Raw genomic sequence first — 22,536 nt, 5'->3', positions numbered from 1 at the left:
GCTTTGAAAGCCGATATGATTCTTCTCATTTATCAAATGAATTTTAACACTAATATGTGACAGATAATACCTCACTGGGAATAATCTTTTTTTATATAAACAAGCAGCCCACTGTTATTAATTATAGACTGCTTTACATTATTTTCATTACAATTGTATATTAATCTTCAATAATGTCTAATCCATCTTTACGTAATTGTGCTAACCCTTTTAACATTTGTTCAATATCATGATTCGAGTGTCGTTCCCATGTAGCTAATTTTGCTACAATTCTCAAAGGTTCCTTCGAGCGATATGAGCGAGTTGGGTTACCAGGAAATTTTTTATCTGTGACATTAGGATCATTTTCAAATGCCCCAATGGGTTCAATAATATAAATATATTCTTGTGCCGGTTCGTCAGCTAATGTAGCCGAAAGTTCTGCCCCCACTTAGCTGTGTCTAAAGCGCCAGTAAAATAAATATGGTTCATTTTACGGTTTTGATAATTAGAAATTCGCTGTGTTTGTAGTAAATCACCTATTTGTAATTCAGCCTTTGTCCCATGAAAAAATGGTCCTTGATCCAACACTTCTTTTTGTTCTACCATTGTTCAACACTCCTTCTTCATCTAAGCTATTCACCAGTATAAACTGATAAACAATAAAGAAGTAGTCTATAATAATATTATTATTTAATGTATAATTAAGACAAAGGACCTCTGATTTTAAATCATATTAAAAAGAGCAGAAGAAAATCAAAATTCGGAATTTGCTTTCCTAATCCCCTCCAGAAATACAATTTTACAATCTTTCTAAATGAATCATTTCATCTGCTTTGTCTGTAAAAATACCATCAACGCCCCAATTTGCTAATTGATTTGCACGTAATTGCTTATTTACTGTCCAAACGTTTAATACATAGCCAGCATTTTTAATTTTTTTAACACGTGCTTCTGTCAATTTCGCATCTTCTATATTCACTATTTTCGAACCACAATAATCTAATAACGTTCTCCAATCATCACCAAAAGCTGCTGATTTAAATATTACAGCTCTCTCATAATCAGGTATAAACTGCTCTGCTAATTTCACTAAAACCAAATTAAAACTTGATATCAATACATTTAACTCCGAATCTAATCTTTTTAGTTTATCTGCAACTTGTTTAATCATACTTTCTGATAATACTGTGCCATTCGGACCTGTAACGCCCTTCAATTCAATGTTTAAGTTCATGTTATAGGCATTTGCCAATTCAATAACCTCATCAAACGTAGGTAGTTTTTCTGCTTCAAATTCTGTGCCAAACCAGCTACCTGCTGATGTATCTTTGATGTCGGAATAATTTAATTGTGTCACTTCTCCTACCATATTCGTTGTTCGATCTAAAAAATCATCATGGATTAAAATCAACTGTTCATCTTTAGTAATCGCTACATCTAATTCTATCCATTTTAATCCAGGCGTATTCCCAGCTTCTTTATAAGACGCGAGCGTATTTTCTGGTGCTTTACTTGGTAAACCTCTATGTCCATAAACAGTAAACATACCATCATCCTCTTCAATTTAAATTTAATGTAAGTATGATATGGTATTAAAGATATTTCAAATATTCTTTGTTAATTCTGCATATTACTATAAAAAAACGTCCTTGAATTCTATAACAGAATTTCAAGAACGTTTTATTTTATCATTTTAATTTAAGCTTTTGAGTTTACGTATGAAGTTGGGTCTACTGAATAACCGTTACCAATTCCGCCTTCCATGCGTTGGAAGTGTAGATGTGGTGCAGTAGAGTTACCAGTGCTACCTGACTCACCGATTTGTTGTCCTTCTTTAACTTGGTCACCTTTTTGAACGTTTAATGAATTCATGTGCATATACCATTGATAGTTGTCACTGTTTTGTTCTTGGATTGTAACTTGGTTTCCGCCACCATAATTACTCCAACCACTTTGAACAACAGTACCATCTGCTAATGAATACACTGGTGTGTTTTCATCCATTGCATAGTCCACACCGTAATGTGCCCCGCCACCATGATATTGACCATATGGTTGCATTTGACTATTACTTGTTAACCAATTTGATGAACTTGTGCTGTTATTATTGTTTGATGATGTATTGTTATTTGAAGCTTCTGATGTGCTCGCATTGTTATTGTTGTTTGATGATGCATTGTTGTTTGAAGCTTCTGATGAAGGTGCCGCTTCTTGTTGTGTAGCTTGTCCTTCATTAGAACTATTTGTGTTTGTTGATTCTGTAGCAGGTGCATTTGTTGTGTTCTCTACATTATTTGATGTTGCATTTTGTTTTACATCTTCAACACCATTACCGTCATTGCGCGTATAACTATTTTCATAGTTTTCGTTTGATGATGTATTATTTTGTGTATAAGATGCGTTGTCGTTAGCTGCTGTGCTTTGTTCTTGTGATGAAGTTTGAGCAGAAACTTCATTATTAGAACTTTGTGGTGCTTCTTGTGATTGCGCTGGTGCTTCATTTACATCGTAGCCACTCTGTTGAACAGCTTCATGACTTTTATCAGCACTATAGTTGTTATCATTATATGCACTTGTTGCATTCGTATTTGTTGAGTTTGTGCCCTGATCATTCATAGGGAAATAGTAATAATGGTAATTTCCTTCTTCATCAATTAAATAGAAATAATATTGTTGTTGATCAAACATTGATTGATCCCAGTTTCCATCTAATGTATGGTGATAATTCCCATTATTATCTTCATCAATATAACCATATTCAAATATACCATTTGTAGATTGGTTACTTGAATATTGCGTACCTGATTGATTATTCTCTGATGCTTCTGCGTCTGACTGTGCTATGCCCACTGCTCCCAATGACAATGTAGCAATTGTTGCTGTAACGATTTTTTTCATAATTAATAAATCCTCCCAAAATTTTTCCTTAGCTAACAATAGCAAAGAAATTATATAAAGAGAATAGCAGAAACTGTTTTTTAATTTCTTAGTAATTGATTTGAGATACCTGTAATTTTTTTGAAAATTCTATCTAAAGCTTCTAAAAAATACAGTCATTTCTCAATAATCTAAGTCCTCATATTATTAGATCTTTTAAAATAAATAATGTATTTTTTATATTATCTGTTAAGTGATACTATAGATATATTAAGAATAAAGGGGTCATATAATGGAAGATTTGAAAAATAACTATGTAAATAGAGGTTCAAAAGCATATATTAAAATTATCGTTGCACTTTTCATTTCAGGATTTACTATTTTTTCAATTCTATATAGCGTTCAACCATTAATACCCCACTTCACACAATCATTTAATGTGAGCGAAACTGTTGCAAGTTTGGCATTGTCGGCAGCAACCCTGACATTAGCTTTTGCTATGTTATTTTTCGGTGCAATATCGGAAGTAATTGGACGCAAACCTATTATGATTTTTTCTGTAATTTCGGTGTCATTATTAGCGCTAGTGCAACCGTTCATTACAGATTTCAACACCTTCTTAATTGTTAGACTTATACAAGGCATTTGTTTAGCAGGCTTACCCTCTATCGCCATGGCATATATCGGAGAAGAAATTTCTGCACATAGTTTACCCGAGGCAATGGGTATTTATATTAGTGGCAACGCCTTTGGTGGTGCGTTTGGTAGAATATTCACTGGATTTATTTCAAGTATTTATGGGTATCAAGTCGGCTTATTCTCTATTGCAGTTATTAGTGTTATTGCAGCAATATTATTTGCTTTCTTACTACCAGCATCTCGACATTTTGAGAAACAACACTTTTCTGTTAAAGCATTAGTATTGAGCTATAGTCAACATTTGAAAAATATTCGTTTACTAAAACCATTTATGATTGGCTTTCTATTATTAGGCTATAACATCGCTGCTTTTAACTATATTGGCTTTGTGTTGGCAGCTAAACCTTATCAATTGCATGACAGTATTATTAGCTTTGTTTACTTATTATTCTTAATTGGTATGATATCTTCTATATTAAATGCAAAATTACGTAATAAATTAGGCACATTAAACGCTTTAAAATTCAGCATATTACTATTAATCGTTGGTATTTGGATTACACTTTTACCTTTTTTAGCTTTTAAAATACTCGGATTGGCATTCAGTGTTTATGCATTTTTCAGTGGTCACGCGATAGCAAGTGGCGTAGTTGCAAGTCGTGCTGAACATCATAAAGCGCAAGCATCTAGTTTATATCTATTATTTTATTACATGGGGTCATCTATTGGCGGTACATTAGCAGGTATCTTCTATGGGCTGATACAATGGCCAGGTGTTGTATTTATGATCACAGCTTTCATGATTATTGCATTTATTATTTCATTAACAATCAAACAGAAAACAGCTTACAAATCTTAAATTTAAGATTTATAAGCCGTTTCTTTTACTTCTTCAGTGTTTTTATCCAATTATATTAATGTTATTGTATAGGTGTCATTTGTGCTTCAAATTCATCAAGCAGTGTCCGGACTTCATCTGTTGTACTCGTACTCATCAGCTGATGTCTCAGTTCACCTGCACCTTTGATGCCACGTACATAGACTTTAAAGAATCTGCGCAATGGTTTAAACTGACGGGGTTCTTCTTTTGTATATTTATCGAATAGATCAAGATGTAATCTTAACAAACCTAATAGCTCTTCACTCGTATGCTCTTTTGGTTCTTTTTCAAATGCATACGGATTTTGGAAAATTCCACGTCCAATCATTACACCATCAATGCCATACTTCTCTGCCAGTTCGAGTCCTGTTTTTCTATCCGGAATATCTCCATTAATCGTTAATAATGTGTCCGGTGCGATTGCATCACGAACCTTTTTAATTTCTCCAATCAATTCCCAGTGCGCATCCACTTTACTCATTTCTTTACGCGTACGAAGATGAATCGATAGGTTCGCAATATCCTGTTCGAATACGTGTGTCAGCCAATCTCTCCACTCATCGATATCAGAATAACCGAGTCGAGTCTTAACACTTACGGGAAGACCTCCTGCTTTAGCTGCTTGAATAATTTCAGCTGCAGTTTCAGGACGCTGAATTAGTCCTGAACCTTTACCTTTTGTTGCAACATTCGGCACAGGACAACCCATATTTAAATCGATGCCTTTAAAGCCCATTTCTGCCATACCGATACTCATTTCACGGAAATGCTCTGGCTTATCTCCCCAAATGTGAGCGACAATAGGCTGTTCATCTTCAGTAAATGTTAAGCGTCCGCGTACACTGTGTACACCTTCAGGGTGGCAAAAGCTTTCTGTATTTGTAAACTCCGTGAAGAAAACGTCAGGTCTGCCTGCTTCACTGACAACGTGACGAAAAACAACATCTGTAACATCTTCCATTGGTGCCAAAACAAAAAATGGACGTGGTAATTCACGCCAAAAGTTTTCTTTCATATATATTTAAACCTTCTTATCTATTATTATCTCGAATTTTTATCCATGACGATATTACCACAAAAAGTCAATTTACACAAAAGTATTATGACTGTTAAAAAACCTGAATAGAGTACTTCTACACGTGTATATAACTCCTCTAACTTTTTATTTATTTAAATCCATTTTCTCTTTTGAATATATCATTTAATTTGTGACTCTATAACTATACATACTGCTTAATAGTCCCACGCAAAGTATAATTGACGCGAAAATCAGTGCTGCATTATAATTTCCAGATTCACCGATCAATACACCAGAAAGTGCTGGTGCAATCATTTGTCCCAAACTATAAATAACCGTTAATGAAGCAACTAAATTTATTTTACTATTACTTTGAAACATTAACGTTTGTGCTTTAGACATAAACAGTGTCGTTAAACCAAGAAACGTAGCACCAAATAAAATAGAACTTATCACTAAACTCGTTATACTTTCTGAAAAAACAGGCAATATTACGGCAATAATTTGTAAAATAAATGCTAAATTAGTTGCTTTACTGTACCCTAATTTTTCAGCCATCATAGACCATAAAATCGTCGATGGAATAGCTCCTAATCCTACAAACATCCAACTTAACGCTGCATAATCTGCAAATTCAGGTATGGATTTAACGATTGCTACTAAAAATGTACCTGTAATTATGTAACCCGCACCTTCACAAAAATACGCTATTGAAAATCCCCAAATAAATTTTTTATTCAACTTAACTTTCGGTTTATCTTCCTTTTCATTTAAGGTTTGTGTTTCATTTTCAACATTTGAATTTTGGCGCATACCAAAAAACACAAAACTTCCCATAACTAAAGCAAAAACGCCCAGTAAAATCCACGTTATCTTCCAATTATTTTCTGTAGTGAATAAAAATATGAATATACTACTTGTGAAAATGCCTAGACCCACACCACTATAAAGCATACCTGAGATACGACCCTTGTTCGCTGCTCTCAATGCTTCGAGCGCCACATTTGAGGCTAAAACAAAAACCGTTCCGCTCGTTATCCCTGCGATTAAACGGAAAATTATCCATAATGTAAAATTATCAAATAATCCCATCAATATTGTTGAAACTATATTGATTAGTAAATAAACTTTCAAATCTGTAACCTTGCTAAACACAACTATCCATATAGGAATAATTGCTCCAATTAAATAACCTAAGTAATTAATAGTTGCAAGTAATCCTGCACTCTGGTTATCCATATGTCCCGTTTGTTGCATAAACGGCATAATAGGTGTGTATGCAAAACGTCCAATTGCCATAACTATAAACAAACAAATCATACCTAATATAAGTTGCCGATAAGCTTTTTGCATTTCTCCACACCTTTCTTTACTAATTACTCCATTATACGCCTAAGCTATATTTTTAGAAATGGCACATCATCAATAAGTTATATACAAAAGAAGACGGAAGCTCTATTTAAAGAGCATTCCGTCTTCTTTATTTTGTAATACTTTAATGATATTTTATCTTTATAATATTAATACTTATTAATGTTCTTCTGTATTTTTACGACGTCTTCCAATTAATATAAATGCACCAATCATAGCTAATAATGAACTGAATAATCCTTTATTTTGGTTCTCATTTTCACCAGTAGTAGGTAATTTATCTACATGTTTATTATTTCCTTTATCTAGATTATTTTTATCATTATTCATATTTGAAATAGTACCTTTTTCATCATTAGTTTGTATAACATCGCCTTTGGAAGCTACATCTGTCCCTGATTTATGATTAACTGAATCATCGGAATGTTTGATGTTACTATTTAAATTTGTGTGTTCTTTTCCATCTTCCCCTTCAATTCCATTCAATCCTAATTGACTATTTAAATCAAAATTATTGCTAGATTTATCATGATCATTCGCTTGTTTTGTTATTGAAACACTACTATTATTCACAATAATTGTTGTTGTTCCAGACATATTTCCTGACTTATCAATTGATGAGACTTGTATAGTATCTCCAGGGTTTAAATCTATTATAGAAGGGATATTAATTACGTAGTTTCCTTGATTATCAGCCCTTCCAGTTACGATAGTTCCATTTGGGAATTTAACTATAATTGTTGATCCTGGTTCACCTGTTCCTGTTACTTTCGTATCTCCACTCGTAACTTTATTCACTGTTGGTGCTGTCGCATCTTTAACTGTCACTTTTGTTTCTCGTGACACATTACCTGATGAATCTGTTGATGTGATAACCAATTCTTCATTTCCATCTAATTTCTTATCAACCGGTAAATCAATCACGTAATTTCCTTGGTTATCTACTGTACCTATTATGACACTTCCATCTGGGAATTTAACTATGATTGTTGATCCTGGTTCACCTGTTCCTGTTACCTGTGTACTTTCACTTGTAACTTCATTTACCGTTGGGGCTGCTGGGGCTGTCGTATCTTTAACTTTCACTTTTGCTTCTCGCGACACATTACCTGCTCCATCTGTTGATGTCACTACAAGTTCTTCGTTACCTTTTAATTTTTTATCAATTGGTAAATCGATTGCGTAGTTTCCTTTATCATCAGCTACACCCGTTACCACACTTCCATCTGGGAACTTAACTGTTATTGTTGAGCCGGGTTCTCCTGTTCCACTTACTTGTGAATCTTCACTCGTCACTTCATTTATCGTTGGGACTGCTGGTGCTGTCGCATCTTTAACTGTCACTTTTGTTTCTGACGATACATTGCCTGCACCATCTGTTGATGTCACTACTAACTCTTCATTTCCTACTAAATCTATGTTTTTTGGAATATCGATTACGTAGTTCCCTTGATTATCTGCTGTGCCTGTTGCGACACTTCCATCCGGGAATTTCACTGTGATTGTTGAGCCGACTTCGCCTGTTCCTGTTACTTGCGTGCCTTCACTTGTCACTTCATTCACCGTTGGCGCTACTGGCGCCGTCACATCTGTTACAGTTACTTTTGTTTCTGGCGATACGTTGCCTGATGAATCAGTTGATGTCACTACTAACTCTTCATTTCCTACTAAATCTATGTTTTTTGGAATATCGATTACGTAGTTCCCTTGATTATCAGCTGTGCCCGTTGCGACACTTCCATCCAGGAATTTCACTGTGATTGTTGAGCCGACTTCGCCTGTTCCTGTTACTTGCGTACCTTCACTTGTCACTTGATTAACCGTTGGTACTTCTGGCGCCGTCACATCTGTTACAGTTACTTTTGTTTCTGGTGATACATTGCCCGCACCATCTGTTGATGTCACTACCAATTCTTCATTTCCTACTAAATCAACATTTGTTGGAATATCGATTGCGTAGTTGCCTTGATCATCTGCTGTGCCCGTCACTGTGTTTCCATCCGGGAACTTAACTGTAATCGTTGAACCGGCTTCGCCTGTACCTGTTACTTGCGTACCTTCACTTGTCACTTCATTCACCATCGGTGCTACCGGTGCTGTCACATCTTTAACAGTAATTTTTGTTTCTGGCGATACATTGCCTGATCCATCTATTGATGTTACTACGACCTCTTCGTTTCCTACTAAATCCACAGTTGTTGGGATATCGATTACGTAGTTGCCTTGATTATCGACTGTTCCCGTCGCTGTGTTTCCATCCGGGAAGTTAACTGTAATCGTTGAACCGGCTTCGCCTGTACCTGTTACTTGCGTACCTTCACTTGTCACTTCATTCACCATCGGTGCTACCGGTGCTGTCGTATCTTTAACAGTTACTCTTGTTTCTGGCGATACATTGCCCGCACCATCTGTTGATGTCACTACCAATTCTTCATTTCCTACTAACTCCACATTTGTTGGAATATCGATTGCGTAGTTGCCTTGATTATCTGCTGTGCCTGTTGCCACACTTCCGTCTGGGAGTTTAACCGTAATTGTTGAACCAGGTTCACCTGTTCCTGTAACTTGCGCACTTTCACTCGTAACCTCAGTCACCGTTGGCGCTATGGGTGCTGTCACATCTGTTACAGTTACTGGGTCTGATGCATAGCTAGTTTTTCCATTCTTAGTGGCAGTGGCAGTCAAAACTGTTCCAGCTTTTAGCGGTTGATTTAACTGTAATGATTTTGTTGTTTCTCCTTTTCCTAAAACAACCGTCCCAATAACATTGTTGTTATTATCCTTAACCACAACAGTAGAACCTTCAACACCTTTGACTTGGAGGTTTGTATTTTGATCGTTAACTGGTGCAATGGCAGGCTTTAATAATGCTTTCATATCAATTACATTAAATGTATTTACTTCAGCATTTCGATAATTCGGTGACTCAATAGCCACTTTATATTTTCCAGGTGGTAATTTTGACACGTTAAAACTAAACGTACCATTTTTATTTAGCGCGCCTTGTTTTATGACATTGCCATTTGGATTTAAAATTTTCACCTTTTGTCTTGCTGCTGATTTATCTAATGGGACATCACCTCTAATAATAGTATCCTCTGTTGTGATGTCATTTACGATGGGTTTCCCTACTAAAGGAGAAGTTTGATATCTTAAAACCTCGTCCCCATCATTTTTGCCATCTCTATCTGTATCACCATTAAATGGATCAGAATGTGAATTGTGAATTTCATAATTATCCGTTAAACCATCTTTATCTAAATCTTGTATATAGTAGGTTGCAGATCCAAAGGTGTTATTAATTATTCCTCCATTTCTATCTGTAAAATACCCATAGAATGCAAAATCTTCTTTTACTTGAGTTGTACTAGATATTAAATTACCGTTTTGATCATAGGAAGCATTTCTAGTCAATATATTATTAGGACTTTGATTATATTTAATTACTATTCTAATACCTACTGTTTCTGGCAAAGCATTATTAAATTCTATTAATTGATTTAAGTCACTATGTGTAATAGATCCTCTACCTTTCGAATCTACACGTAGCGTCGCTACTTTATTGGCTGCATAATATTTCTTGTCAAAACCATATAACCCGCGAAAATCTTGTTTATGTAACTCTATTGAACCGATATAAGGTAATAAAGCTGGGTCAATTTGGTAATGATATGTCCATTGTTTATATAGACCTGCATCCATTATTTTCCCACGATAGTTAAATATTCCATTTTTTAATATTTGTTGGTCTATAATTGCACCACCAAAGTTGCCGATTTTAGGATCGTATTGTACTGTTCCACTACTTGCTTTAAAAGAATTATTAGCATTAGTGGATTGTGCCGGTGGTATATTATTTATTTCTCTCTCTGCTGCTGTTAAAAAATATCCACTCGTTTCTGAAGTTTGGATTTTTTTATTTTCAGAATTATCTTTAACATAGATTAAATAATTTAACTTATCATGTTTATTGTTCATACTGTTCAGGATATTTTTAACTGTAGTATCAAGATATATGACCCCATTAGAAGCTGTATATTGACTTAATATTTCACCACCGCCAAATAAACCGTTATTTGCTCTAATGAAATTAACTTGCCAAATGTTAGTTAATCTACCTTGTTTATTAGATAATCTAACAAATTGTACTGGTGATGTACGACCAGCTGGGTTAACAGTAATTCTTGTCACATGGTTAGCAATTATTGGATCAAGTTGTAAGTTTATTTTATATCTATCCCCTGAATTTGCTCCTGTCATATAACTATGGATTTCAAAAGGAATTGTTTTACTATTTAAAACACTATTCTTTGCTAATGATTCAGGATCAAAAATTAAAGTTTGAAATGTGTAATTTTCTGAATACTCTAATGCTTCTACAGCACTATCTTCGGTCATTGCTTTGCTTGATGTTTTTCTATTTATAATTGAACGTCTCTTTCTCACTTTAGCAACCGCATTATTTGATTCTTTTGTATTTAGTACGCTTTCCGTGTTATTTCTATCTGGGACATTATGTTCACTTGCTGGCTTAATATTTTCGCTTTGAGTATTCACTTCATCTTTTGCTTCTAATTTATTACTTGTATTATTTTCTTCATGGTTAATATCTTCTCTGTTTTGGGCTTCGCTTTGGTTTATTGTAGTTTTCTCTGCTATGTCGCTTGTTTCTCTATTCTCGAATTTTTGAGATGAGTTATCAAAATTATGAGCAGCTTTCATTTTATTTTCCGTTTTTACAATTTCACTATTTTCTTCATTAGTTTTATTAGCTTTTGACTCTTCAATTTCTTTTTCAATTACATTCGACGTGTTGTTATTATTCTCTTTATTGTCAGTGACTTTATTTTTAGTAGTGTTTACAACTACTTCTCGTTCTTTATTGCTAGTGTCTATTTCAGCTGTGTTATTTACTGTTGGTTTATTTTCAACAACACTTTGCTCTGAAGCACTATCACTAGTATTTAAATTATCGTTATGAATATCATGGCTTTCTGAAAAATTATTGACTGGATTTTGTTCGTTGCTATTTGCTTTTTCTGTATCAACTAAGTGGTTATCCTCTTCATTCACATTAGTACTGAGTGCTTTGGAGTCTTTTGAAAGATCGTTTTCTGCTGCATTAGCATCGTTAGAGATTCCGAATACTAACACGCTTCCCACTAATAATGACGCTGTGCCAACTGAAAGTTTTCTAATAGCATATTTATTCATTCTATTGGGTGTTAAATCATGATTGTTTTTCATTGCTTTCCTCCATTAATCTTAGTCGTTTGATATAATATCACAATTGTATTATTTTTTTAAGAGTTTTATATGGATTTAAATATAAAAATTAAGTTAGAAAATTATTTATTAGGTTTATGAAAATATACAATTAGAAATATTTTTAGTAACAAAAAAACTATCACGCATTAGCGCAATAGTTTGAAATGTCTCATTATATTTATTTATTTTTCATTAAAATAGACCTGTTGGCTTTGTATCATAACTTACAAGTAGATTTTTAGTTTGTTGATAATGGTCTAACATCATTAAATGATTTTCTCGTCCGATACCACTCATTTTGTACCCGCCAAAAGCAGCATGCGCTGGGTAAGTATGATAATTATTAACCCACACACGTCCTGCTTGAATTCCTCTACCAATACGATACGCAGTGTTCTGGTTTCTCGTCCAAATACCTGCTCCAAGACCATAGATAGTATCATTCGCCATTTCTAGAGCTTCTTCATTTGTTTTAAAAGTTGCAACAGATAATACCGGACCAAATATTTCTTCTTGGAAAATACGCATACTTTGGTCACCTTTGAATATCGTTGGTTCAATATAAAATCCATTTTCTAAATTCTCGTTTTCTTGTCTAACATTTCCACCTACAAGAATTTCAGCGCCTTCTTCTTTACCAATATCTAAGTATTTTTTGATTTTTTCTTGTTGTTCGTTTGAAGTTTGGGCACCAACCATTGTTGTTTCATCTAAAGGGTTTCCTAATTTTATTTTATTAACTTTTTCTATACATAAAGCTATGAATTTTTCATATATATCTTCATTAATCAGTGCTCTTGAAGGACATGTGCATACTTCACCTTGATTTAGTGCAAACATGACTAAACCTTCTACAGCCTTTTCTAAAAATTCATCATCTTCATCCATAATATCTTTGAAGAATACATTCGGTGATTTACCGCCCAGTTCAAGTGTAACTGGTATAACATTGTCACTAGCATTCTTCATAATAATTTTTCCAGTTGTTGTTTCACCTGTAAACGCAACTTTATTTATGTTTTTATGCGTCGCTAACGCCTCACCAGTCTCATTTCCGAAACCATTTACTATATTGAGCACACCTTCTGGTAGAATATCTTCTATCACTTCAATAAAATGTAAAATCGATACCGGCGTTTGCTCTGCGGGCTTTAGTACTACTGTATTACCTGTTACAATCGCTGGCGCAATTTTCCAAGTTGCCATAAGTAAAGGGAAATTCCAAGGAATAATTTGTCCAATTACGCCTAATGGTTCTTTGTAATGATATGCAACTGTATCATTATCTATTTGTGAAATGCCGCCTTCTTCTGCACGAATCACACCTGCAAAATACCTAAAATGATCTACTACTAATGGTAAATCTGCTGTAAGTGTTTCTCTCACTGGCTTTCCATTATCAAACGTTTCTATCACTGCTAAATATTCTAAATTTTCTTCAATACGATCAGCTATATCTAATAATAACTGCGATCTTTCAGATAATGATTTTTTACCCCATTCTACTTGCGCTTTCTGGGCAGCTTCAACAGCTAAATCCACATCTTTTTGTGTAGACTTAGGTATCTTGGCATAACTTTCACCTGTAACTGGTGAAATATTATCAAAATAGTTCCCCTCTTGTGGTTCAGTCCATTTTCCACCTATAAAATTAGCATATTTCGATTTTACTTTGTATTTTGCATCTTCTTGATTTGGATTTGTATATATCACTATAAAACCTCCTTTATTGAGTCTAATACCCTCAAAAAAATAAAGTAAGCGCTTTCCTATATAATGTTTTAATTTGATAAGAAAAGGCTCTCCACCCTTAATGGATGAAAAGCCTTTACAACATTACTTTGTGATTATGACATTTTGTTTTCGTCTTCTTCTTTTTTTCTACGACGCATCACAAGCAATAGTAAGCCGCCTAATCCTGCAATTAATGTGCCGAATAAAGTGCTATTACGTGTTTCATCTTGACCTGTTTCCGGCAATTCATTTTCTGAATTAAGTTTGTTGCTATGAGCACGTTTTGATTCAGCTTTGTTAATGCTTGAATTAGTGGTGTTTTTATTCACAGTAGAATTGCTGTTAGTTTTTTCTATTGTTGAATTCTCTTGTGACATTCTATTTTGTGACTTGCTTTGAGTTTCTTCTTTACTTGATGTTTCGTTTGTATTTGATTTTTCACCTATACTTGCTGTTTGTTCTGTTTTTGGTGTTTCACCTGTATTTGGTGTTTCACCTGTATTTGGCGTTTCACCTGTATTTGGCATTTCACCTGTATTTGGCGTTTCACCTGTATTTGGCGTTTCACCTGTATTTGGCGTTTCTTCTTTATTAATAACTATAACTTTAGTACTTTCAGAAATATTTCCATCTTTATCGGTTGAAGTAACGGTGATTTCTTCTCCACCTACTAAATCAACATTTTCCGGAATATCTATTGTATAGTTACCCTCTTCATCTGTTGTGCCCATTGCTGTTGTGCCATCTGGGAATGTTACAGTTACTTCTGAATTTGGTTCGGCTGTACCACTGATTTGTGTATCTTCACTTGTTACTTCTTTCACCGTTGGTGTCTCGGGCGCTGTCACATCAGTAACTGTTGTTGATCCTTCTTCAGATACATTGCCATCTTTATCAGTAGCTACAACTTTTACTTCTTCTCCACCTACTAAATCAATGTTTGATGGAATATCTATTGTGTAGTTATCGCAGTGTATCCTCCACCAGGAAAATTAATTCTAACTGAAGTTCCTGGTTCTGCCGTCCCACTCACCTGTGTATCCTCGCTCGTAACAGTATTAATTATTGGAGCGTCAGGTGCGGTTGCATCTGTAACCGTTATTGTTTTAGATGAATCACTTATCTTACCATTTTCACTAGCAGTTGAAGTCAACACTGTACCTGCTTCTAGTGGATTAGATAATGTAATACTACCTGAAGTAGTGTCATTTGCTATTTTCACTGTTCCTATTACATTGTTGTGGTTGTCAGTAACAGTTACTGTTGACCCTGTAGCACCATGAACAACAATGACTGTATCATTATCATCTACTGGATCAATCGTTGGTGTGGGGACTATAGTATTATCTATAATATTAAATTTACTTACTTCATCATTAGCATAATTTGGTGAATCAATCGCAATTGTATATTCTCCTGCGGGCGAGCTAGGTATAACAATAGCAAATGATCCATCGCTGTTTACAGTTGCACTGCCAATGATCTGATTATCCGCATTAATCACTTTTGCAGTTTGTGAAACTGCTCCTTCTTTTAATGGGACTGATCCACTTACTATAGTATCTGCCATGTTAATATCTGCAACTACTGGTAAACCTACCAGTGGAGATGTTTTGTAATTGACTACTTCATCACCATCATTTTTCCCATCAGCATCAGTATCTAAAACTTCAGCATTACTCAATGATACTTGACGCTCATACCTATCTAACAGACCATCTTTATCATAATCTTGTAATGCTAATGTTGAAGTGCCCATTGTATTATTGATAAGCATTCCACCGTCATCAGTTAAATATCCTGCAAATGTGAAATCTTCTTTTTGCTTAGTTGTTTCACTAATTAAGTTACCTGCAGAATCATACAATGCTTCTTTAGTTAAAATATTATTCACGCTTTGGTTTAATTTCAAAACTATTCTCATACCTACAGTTTCTGGCAAGCTATTATTGAATGATATAAGGTCATTCAAATTTTCACTTGTGATTTTACCATTACCTATTGTGTCTAGTGTTAAATCTGCTACTTTATTAGAAGCATAATAAATTTTATCAAACCCAGCTAAACCAGCGTAATCATACGTGTGTAATTCTGCACTCTCAATGTAAGGTAATAAGTCCTTATCAATTTGATAATTGTATGACCATTGTTTATTTCCAGCAGTATTGTAACTAAAAATGCCATCTTTCATAACTTGTTGGTCTATTATAATGCCACCATTATTACCGATATCTGAATTAAACACCGCAGAGCCACTACTTGATGTATATGATTTACTATTTGCAGTGGATATCTTATTTTGCAGCTGTATTAAATCTGAGTCAGCATTTGTTAAGAAATATCCACTACTTTCGGTAGTACGTACAATTTTATTTTCACTAGAATCTCTCACAAACATTTGGTAATTTAATTTATTGTTACTTAAATCTCCAGCCTCATTAATTATATTTCTAACTGTATCATCTAAATAAATCTTACCGTTTTCAGCTGAATATTGACTTAATATTTCAGCACCACCAAATAGCCCATTATTAGCTCTGATAAAATTGACTTCCCACGTATTGGTTAAATTACCTTGGTCGTCAGTTAAACGTACAAATTCTACTGGATTACTACGGTTGGCAGGATTTACTGATATTTTAGTAACGTGCTTAGCAATAATTGGATCTAACTTCAAATCAATCTTATATCTATCACCAGAGTTTGAACCTGACATATAGCTATCAATATTAAAATCTATTTCCTTGCTGTCTAAAGCACCTTGTGAAGATAATGTTTTAGGATCAAATATTAAACTCGCAAATGTATAGTTGTCTACGTAACCCAGTGATTTATCCACTTGCTCATTTGTCGCATCAGCTGTTGCTATTGCTGTTGGTGCTGCCATAGTGCGTAGCATTGTTCTTTTAGGTGTAGCTAAAATTCTATTCGCATCTTGCTCATTAGCTAATTGAATCGCTAATGCTTTTAAGATTTCATTCTTAATTTCCTCATTAGACGCTTCTTCAAAGTTAATATTTGTTTGATCTATAATTGATTTTGTTTCTTCTTCTGACAACTCACTATTTAAGAAAGTTTTAACTTCTGCTTCTTTATCCGTAGTAGTTGATAATTGTTGTATCAATGCTGAGTCGGCTGTAGATTGATCAGTAGGTGTAATTTCATCATTTACATTGTCGCCATTTTCCATTTCTGTTTGATCTAAAGTTATTTCTTGTTCTGTTTGCACTTTTTCATTAATTGACTCTGTTGGTTGCTGAGAATCCTCTTCAATTTTTGTTTTCTGTTCAGTCATTTCATGCTTATTTTCATCAGTTGTTTTCGGTTCGCTTGTATTTATTTCATCATTTTTTTCTTCAATTTTTAATGTATCCGTATTTTCATTTATGTTAGGAGTTTCTGTATTTTCACTTTCTACTTTTTCATTAGTAGGTGTTTCTTCTTCAATTACATTATTTTCTGAAGTAGCTTTTTCATTAATTTCCTGATTTTTGTTGTCTGTTGAATGTTCAATATTTGTATTTTCTTTTGTTGTCTCTACAACATTTTGCGATTCAAGAACCTTTTCTGTATTTTCACTTTCTACTTTTGATGTGTCTATATCAGAATTTTCTTCTTTACCCTCTGTATCTTTAACGTCATTTGCATTAGAAATTGGTTCTTTCTCAACATCTTGCGTTTCTGTTTCAATAGTTTTTATTTCACTTATATCTAATGCTTCCCCTTTGTTACTTCCACTATCATTAGTCTTAATCTCATCTAATTCAGCTGCTTGTGCTTCGCTTCCTACGCCGAATACTAATGTAGCTCCAATTAAAAGTGACGCCGTCCCAACTGTAAATTTCCTAATAGAATATTTGTTCATTTTATTAGGTAAAAACCCTTGTTTGTTTTTCATAATATTTCCACCTCAAAATAGATTTGTACAACTCAATATTACTCAACCATATTTTAAAAAACAAGAACTATTTTAAAGTTATTATAGTACAGGACATATAAAATGATATATTTCAATGAATAAAAATAAGATAATAGTGAATTTTAGTTGTTTCATATAGTTATATGTAAAATACACGAGAGTATTCTTCAAAACAAATGTAAGCGAAAAATTTTATTTTCCGACTTTAAAATTCAAGGGAATTTCACTAGTAGGATTGTGCTGAAGGTTTGTAGATAGTGTCTTACTTACAGATAGTCAGTGATTGTAATTCGTTTTCAAAATTATTATCAAACATAAAAAACCCTTGAAGCCAAACTGCTCCAAGGGTAAATTTGTTACTTATTATAAATTATTCAAACCAAGTTCAGCATTATTTGCTTGTCGTATTTCTTTTAATAATGCGTAATCTTCAATTAATGATTTACCATAAGATGGAATGATTTCTTTCAACTTAGGTTCCCATTCAGCCATATAATCTGGGAAGTTTTTCTCGATTACTTCTAATGCAACTGAAACCGAAGTAGAAGCACCTGGAGATTCACCTAATAATGCAATTACAGAATGGTCTTTTGAATTTACAACTTCTGTACCGAATTGAATAAATCCTCTACCGTGTTCTTTCGTATCTTTGATAACTTGAACACGTTTACCAGCTTGCATAATATCCCAATCTTCATCCTTAGCATCAGGAACAAATCGACGTAATTCTTTCATTCGATCTTCTTTTTTAGCTAATACTTCTTGAATAGAATATTTAATTAACGGGAAGTTTTTCGCCGCTGCAGCTAACATAGTGATTATATTGCTAGGATTGATTGATTTAAATAAATCTAAATTAGAACCATTTTTCAAGAATTTAGGGCCAATCGCTGCGAATGGTCCAAATAGTAATGAGTTTTCATCTTGAATATAACGTCTGTCTAAGTGAGGTACCGTCATTGGCGGTGTACCTTCAGGTTCTTTACCATAAGCTTTAACTTCGTGCTTAGCTACAACATCAGGATTATTACATACTAAGAATTCTCCTGTAATTGGGAATCCACCTAAATGTTTACTTTCTGGAATACCAGTTTTTTGTAGCATTGGAATTGCAGCACCACCTGCACCAATAAATAGATAATCAGTGATGTGATGTTCTACTTTATTAGTCTTAAGGTCTTTAATTTTAACTTCCCATTTACCATCTTTACGACGGCTGAAGTCTTGAACTTCATGTTTGTAGAAAAGTTCTGCATTTTCATGTTCGTTTAAGTTTTTAGCCATTTTTCTTGTAAGTTCACCGAAGTTAACATCTGTACCTTCGTCAATTTTACTAGCTGCAACTACTTCTTCTGGGTCGCGGCCTTCCATCATTAATGGCATCCACTCTTGTAGTTTTTTATGATCTTCTGTATATTCTATACCTTTAAACATTGATAAAGGCGCAAGTGCTTCATAACGTCTCTTCAAGAAATTCACATTTTTATCACCTTGCACAAAACTAATATGCGGTAATGGGCGTATAAATTCTTGTGGGTCTTGAATTTGATTACTTTTTACTAAGTGAGACCAAAATTGTTTTGAAATCTCAAATTGTTCATTAATTTCTTTCGCTTTTTCTATATCGATTGAACCATCTTTTTGTTCAACTGTGTAGTTCAATTCACATAATGCGGCATGTCCAGTACCAGCATTGTGGCGTTCGTTAGAACTTTCAATTGCAGGTTTTTCGAGTCTTTCAAAAAGTTTAATATTCCATTCTGGTGCAAGATCTTTTAACATCGTACCGAATGTTGTACTTAAAACACCAGCACCAATTAAAATGACATCTTTTGAGTTAGATTCACTCATTTTTTTACCACCTCTCATAATCACTTTTTAATTAATTATATAAGATAAAACAAAGTTGTTTAGTTCTTGAGATAACGCATACATTATTTTCACTACTGTATTTATACCCTTAAAACTATTTAATTATCATATAATTGTTTTCTCGATAAATATCTCTCTCTACATATGATAAATCAACACTAAGAAAATGTAAATTGTATATTGAGAGAATGTTGTATCTAACTGAATTGTTCACTAATCATGTAAATACATTACGACAAATTAATCACCGATAATAATATTATCTATTAAACGTGCCTGACTAAATTTGACTGCTAGCGATATAAAAATTTTATCTGTAATTTCATGTTGTTCGACAAGTTGAGGATAGCTATAAATTGCCACTGTTTCTATATCCCCACTCGTATGTTGTTGTATATAATCACGCGTAGCTTCAATAATTTTCAAACTGCTTCGTTCACCTTGATTATATAATGATTGTGCTAACTGCAAACTTTTATAAAGGTGAGGCGCTTCTGCTCTTTCTTCTGACGTTAAATAAATATTACGTGAACTCTTAGCTAGACCATCCGCTTCACGAACGATGTCTACGCCTACAATATCAATTGCATGATTAAAGTCTTCAACCATTTTTTCCACTATAGCTAATTGCTGTGCATCCTTTTTTCCAAAATAAGCACGTTCTGGTTGTATAATATTGAACAGTTTATTTACTACTGTCACTACGCCGTCAAAATGCCCCGGACGTTGTGCGCCTTCTAATACTGATGCTAGACGTCCAGCCTTTACTTCAATTGTAGGTTGTTCCGGATACATTTCTTTTTCACTCGGATAAAAAATATAATCTACGCCTACTGATGAGGCTTTAATTGTGTCACTTTCAATGGCTCGAGGATACGCATCTAAATCTTCATCAGGTCCAAATTGTAGTGGATTTACAAAAACACTAATCACTGTCACGTCATTTTCAGTAATAGATTGTGACATCATTTTCAAATGGCCCTCGTGTAAAGCGCCCATCGTAGGTACAAAGCCCACTGATTTATTTGATTTTATCCATTGCTTAGACATTTCAGTCATTTCTTCTATAGTAGTAATTAACTCAGTCATTCAGACACCTCGTTCATGACCTGCTTTTTGTAAGTGTGCGCATCACTTGGAAATTGTTGTGACTTAACTTCTGTATTATATAGAGATAATGCTTGAACACCTTTTGAAAAATCACCATATTGTTTCACAAATTTTGCTTGATGGTTGACTTCATAATTTAGTAAATCATGATACACCAATACTTGACCATCTGTGCTTTTACCAGCTCCAATTCCAATAACTGGTATATCTAAATTTTTAGTGATTTTAGCAGCTAAATCGCTTGGAATTGCTTCTAGCACTAACATAACAGCACCTGCTTGTTGTACATTATAAGCATCATCTATAAGTTGTTGTGCTGCTTCTTTAGTATTTGCCTGCATTTTATACCCAGTTATACCAACACTTTGGGGTGTTAACCCAAGATGTGAAACAACTGGAATACCCACATTGCTACAACTTTCAATATATTGAGTTAAATGTGCACCTTCAGCTTTAATCGCATTCGCTTGAGTCTGCTGATATAATTTTACAGCTGTTTCTAAATCCGACTGCTCGTTTATACCCACCGCACCAAAAGGCACATCTACAATTACAAACGTGCTTGGCGCACCTCGTCGTACTGCTTTTGCATGGTGAATCATATCGTCTACCGTCACTTGTACTGTACTATCATAGCCTAAGACGGTCATTCCTAATGAATCACCAACTAATATTGTATCTATTTGTGCTGCTTCAGCTTGCTTCGCACTAGGATAATCATAAGCTGTCACCATTGATATTTTATCGTTACTCTGTTTCATATCTAATAACTGATTTAATGTTTTCAATTAAAATCATCTCCGCAGTTTGTTATATTTGTATTGTTATCCATATACTAACCAATCTACTTAGAAAAGGAAATTAAAAACATGAACAAAATTGCAATAATTGGACCTGGCGCAGTAGGTAGCACGATTGCAATTGACCTTTTAACCATACATCCTGATTTACGCTTACTCGGTCGACAACATCAAACACTCACCTACTTTGCCAATAATAATACTGGACATGCACATACTCTACAGGTAACGCCATTAACAACTGATCAAAGCCAAGTTGATGTTTTAATTATTGCGGTTAAAATACCTCAACTTGATGATGTATTAAGAGAAATGAAACATTTAATCCATGAGCAAACAACTATTATACTTGCTCAAAATGGTCACGGTCAGTTGTCACGCTTTGAACACCCTCACGTATTTCAAGGTGTTGTTTATATTAGCGGACGAAAATCTGGTTCTACAGTAACGCATTATCGTGATCACAAAATCATTTTAGAAGATTCTCCAGAAACGCGTGCATTCCAAGATATTGTAGCTGGCTCTTCTTTAGAAATTGAACTCACAAACGATATTGATTATGCCATTTGGTATAAACTACTTGTTAATTTAGCTATTAATAGTGTCACAGCATTAAGTCGTCGCACTGCCGAAGTACTTCAAGTCCCAGGAATGAAACACCTTTGTAAGCAATTATTAGTTGAAGGTGTAGCCATTGCACAAGCTGAAAATATCTATTTTGGTGATGACATTATCGATGGTATTATGACGATTTACGAAGGTTATCCCAATCAAATGGGCACAAGTATGTATTACGATATCATCTCAGATAACCCATTAGAAATAGAAGGAATCCAAGGCTTTTTATTTAGAAAAGCAAAATTACATCAAGTGGATACGCCAGTACTGGATACTATTTATTCGCTGTTATTGGCACAACAAAAATAATAAGGTGCTATTTTTTAAATACGCTCTACTTGATATGCTAATATTAAAATTTATATTTCATTCGTTATCGTGCGTTTCTTTCATATTGTTATAAACGGTAATTTATTTTTATGCTGTTCATAAACAGTTCATAAAATTA

At 34.1% G+C, this 22,536-nt stretch carries 13 protein-coding genes and 1 pseudogene; 2 read left to right on the top strand and 12 right to left on the bottom strand.

Translation table 11 applies throughout. The features are described 5' to 3' along the window. Window positions 1–160 precede the first annotated feature (160 nt). From arr to AOB58_RS09875, 3 genes and pseudogenes are all read right to left on the bottom strand, one after another. Window positions 161–588: pseudogene (gene arr, locus AOB58_RS09885) on the bottom strand (NAD(+)--rifampin ADP-ribosyltransferase). Window positions 589–781: 193 nt separating this feature from the next. Then, window positions 782–1,528: a glycerophosphodiester phosphodiesterase family protein gene (locus AOB58_RS09880; RefSeq protein ID WP_002506480.1), complete on the bottom strand. Its 747-nt coding sequence runs from the start codon at window positions 1,526–1,528 to the stop codon at window positions 782–784. A gap of 152 nt (window positions 1,529–1,680) precedes the next feature. Next, window positions 1,681–2,880 carry a M23 family metallopeptidase gene (locus tag AOB58_RS09875; protein WP_064783383.1) on the bottom strand — a complete coding sequence of 400 codons (1,200 nt, stop codon included), beginning with the start codon at window positions 2,878–2,880 and terminating at the stop codon, window positions 1,681–1,683. A 271-nt stretch (window positions 2,881–3,151) separates the two neighbouring features. On the opposite strand from AOB58_RS09875, the gene AOB58_RS09870 reads away from it, so the two are divergent. Further along, window positions 3,152–4,357 carry an MFS transporter gene (locus tag AOB58_RS09870; RefSeq protein ID WP_064783382.1) on the top strand — a complete coding sequence of 402 codons (1,206 nt, stop codon included), beginning with the start codon at window positions 3,152–3,154 and terminating at the stop codon, window positions 4,355–4,357. 61 nt (window positions 4,358–4,418) lie between these two features. On the opposite strand, the gene AOB58_RS09865 is transcribed toward AOB58_RS09870, so the two are convergent. The 9 genes from AOB58_RS09865 to panB form a co-directional block, all read right to left on the bottom strand. Then, a complete protein-coding gene (locus AOB58_RS09865) occupies window positions 4,419–5,393 on the bottom strand; it encodes a tRNA dihydrouridine synthase (RefSeq protein ID WP_021338893.1) in 975 nt (324 codons plus the stop codon). A 186-nt stretch (window positions 5,394–5,579) separates the two neighbouring features. Next, window positions 5,580–6,749 carry a YbfB/YjiJ family MFS transporter gene (locus AOB58_RS09860; RefSeq protein WP_002506476.1) on the bottom strand — a complete coding sequence of 390 codons (1,170 nt, stop codon included), beginning with the start codon at window positions 6,747–6,749 and terminating at the stop codon, window positions 5,580–5,582. 177 nt (window positions 6,750–6,926) lie between these two features. Beyond that, window positions 6,927–12,014 carry an Ig-like domain-containing protein gene (locus tag AOB58_RS09855; protein WP_064783381.1) on the bottom strand — a complete coding sequence of 1,696 codons (5,088 nt, stop codon included), beginning with the start codon at window positions 12,012–12,014 and terminating at the stop codon, window positions 6,927–6,929. Between the two features lie 213 nt (window positions 12,015–12,227). Beyond that, a complete protein-coding gene (exaC, locus tag AOB58_RS09850) occupies window positions 12,228–13,748 on the bottom strand; it encodes an acetaldehyde dehydrogenase ExaC (RefSeq protein ID WP_046466034.1) in 1,521 nt (506 codons plus the stop codon). 134 nt (window positions 13,749–13,882) lie between these two features. Further along, a complete protein-coding gene (locus AOB58_RS13595; RefSeq protein WP_064783380.1) occupies window positions 13,883–14,617 on the bottom strand; it encodes an Ig-like domain-containing protein in 735 nt (244 codons plus the stop codon). 104 nt (window positions 14,618–14,721) lie between these two features. Further along, the gene (locus AOB58_RS09840) at window positions 14,722–17,667 is read right to left on the bottom strand and encodes a YSIRK-type signal peptide-containing protein (RefSeq protein WP_064783379.1); all 2,946 of its coding nucleotides are present in this window, start codon (window positions 17,665–17,667) and stop codon (window positions 14,722–14,724) included. Window positions 17,668–18,051: 384 nt separating this feature from the next. Beyond that, a complete protein-coding gene (mqo, locus tag AOB58_RS09835) occupies window positions 18,052–19,539 on the bottom strand; it encodes a malate dehydrogenase (quinone) (RefSeq protein ID WP_002506471.1) in 1,488 nt (495 codons plus the stop codon). 261 nt (window positions 19,540–19,800) lie between these two features. Next, complete coding sequence (gene panC, locus AOB58_RS09830; protein WP_064783378.1) at window positions 19,801–20,649, bottom strand: pantoate--beta-alanine ligase; 849 nt, start codon at window positions 20,647–20,649, stop codon at window positions 19,801–19,803. Beyond that, window positions 20,646–21,458 carry a 3-methyl-2-oxobutanoate hydroxymethyltransferase gene (panB, locus tag AOB58_RS09825; RefSeq protein ID WP_046465783.1) on the bottom strand — a complete coding sequence of 271 codons (813 nt, stop codon included), beginning with the start codon at window positions 21,456–21,458 and terminating at the stop codon, window positions 20,646–20,648. Before panB ends, panC begins: the two co-directional genes overlap by 4 nt. An 81-nt stretch (window positions 21,459–21,539) precedes the next feature. Between panB and AOB58_RS09820 the strand changes: the two genes are divergently transcribed. Beyond that, window positions 21,540–22,397 (top strand): oxidoreductase, encoded by an 858-nt coding sequence (locus AOB58_RS09820; protein ID WP_046465782.1) that lies wholly within the window; start codon window positions 21,540–21,542, stop codon window positions 22,395–22,397. Window positions 22,398–22,536 lie beyond the last annotated feature (139 nt).

The organism is Staphylococcus sp. AntiMn-1 (assembly GCF_001663395.1).
In the GTDB taxonomy this organism is placed as follows: domain Bacteria; phylum Bacillota; class Bacilli; order Staphylococcales; family Staphylococcaceae; genus Staphylococcus; species Staphylococcus equorum.
The sequence above is the reverse complement of the archived record's forward strand: the minus strand, read 5'-3'. Positions and strand labels throughout refer to the sequence as shown.

Bases quoted from the DNA above. Each gene is read 5' to 3' on its own strand.
- AOB58_RS09870 (WP_064783382.1), top strand. From the start codon at position 3,152: ATGGAAGATTTGAAAAATAACTATGTAAATAGAGGTTCAAAAGCATAT.
- AOB58_RS09855 (WP_064783381.1), bottom strand. From the start codon at position 12,014: ATGAAAAACAATCATGATTTAACACCCAATAGAATGAATAAATATGCT.
- AOB58_RS09875 (WP_064783383.1), bottom strand. From the start codon at position 2,880: ATGAAAAAAATCGTTACAGCAACAATTGCTACATTGTCATTGGGAGCA.
- AOB58_RS09840 (WP_064783379.1), bottom strand. From the start codon at position 17,667: ATGAAAAACAAACAAGGGTTTTTACCTAATAAAATGAACAAATATTCT.
- mqo (WP_002506471.1), bottom strand. From the start codon at position 19,539: ATGAGTGAATCTAACTCAAAAGATGTCATTTTAATTGGTGCTGGTGTT.
- AOB58_RS09865 (WP_021338893.1), bottom strand. From the start codon at position 5,393: ATGAAAGAAAACTTTTGGCGTGAATTACCACGTCCATTTTTTGTTTTG.
- AOB58_RS09860 (WP_002506476.1), bottom strand. From the start codon at position 6,749: ATGCAAAAAGCTTATCGGCAACTTATATTAGGTATGATTTGTTTGTTT.
- panC (WP_064783378.1), bottom strand. From the start codon at position 20,649: ATGACTGAGTTAATTACTACTATAGAAGAAATGACTGAAATGTCTAAG.
- AOB58_RS09880 (WP_002506480.1), bottom strand. From the start codon at position 1,528: ATGTTTACTGTTTATGGACATAGAGGTTTACCAAGTAAAGCACCAGAA.
- AOB58_RS09820 (WP_046465782.1), top strand. From the start codon at position 21,540: ATGAACAAAATTGCAATAATTGGACCTGGCGCAGTAGGTAGCACGATT.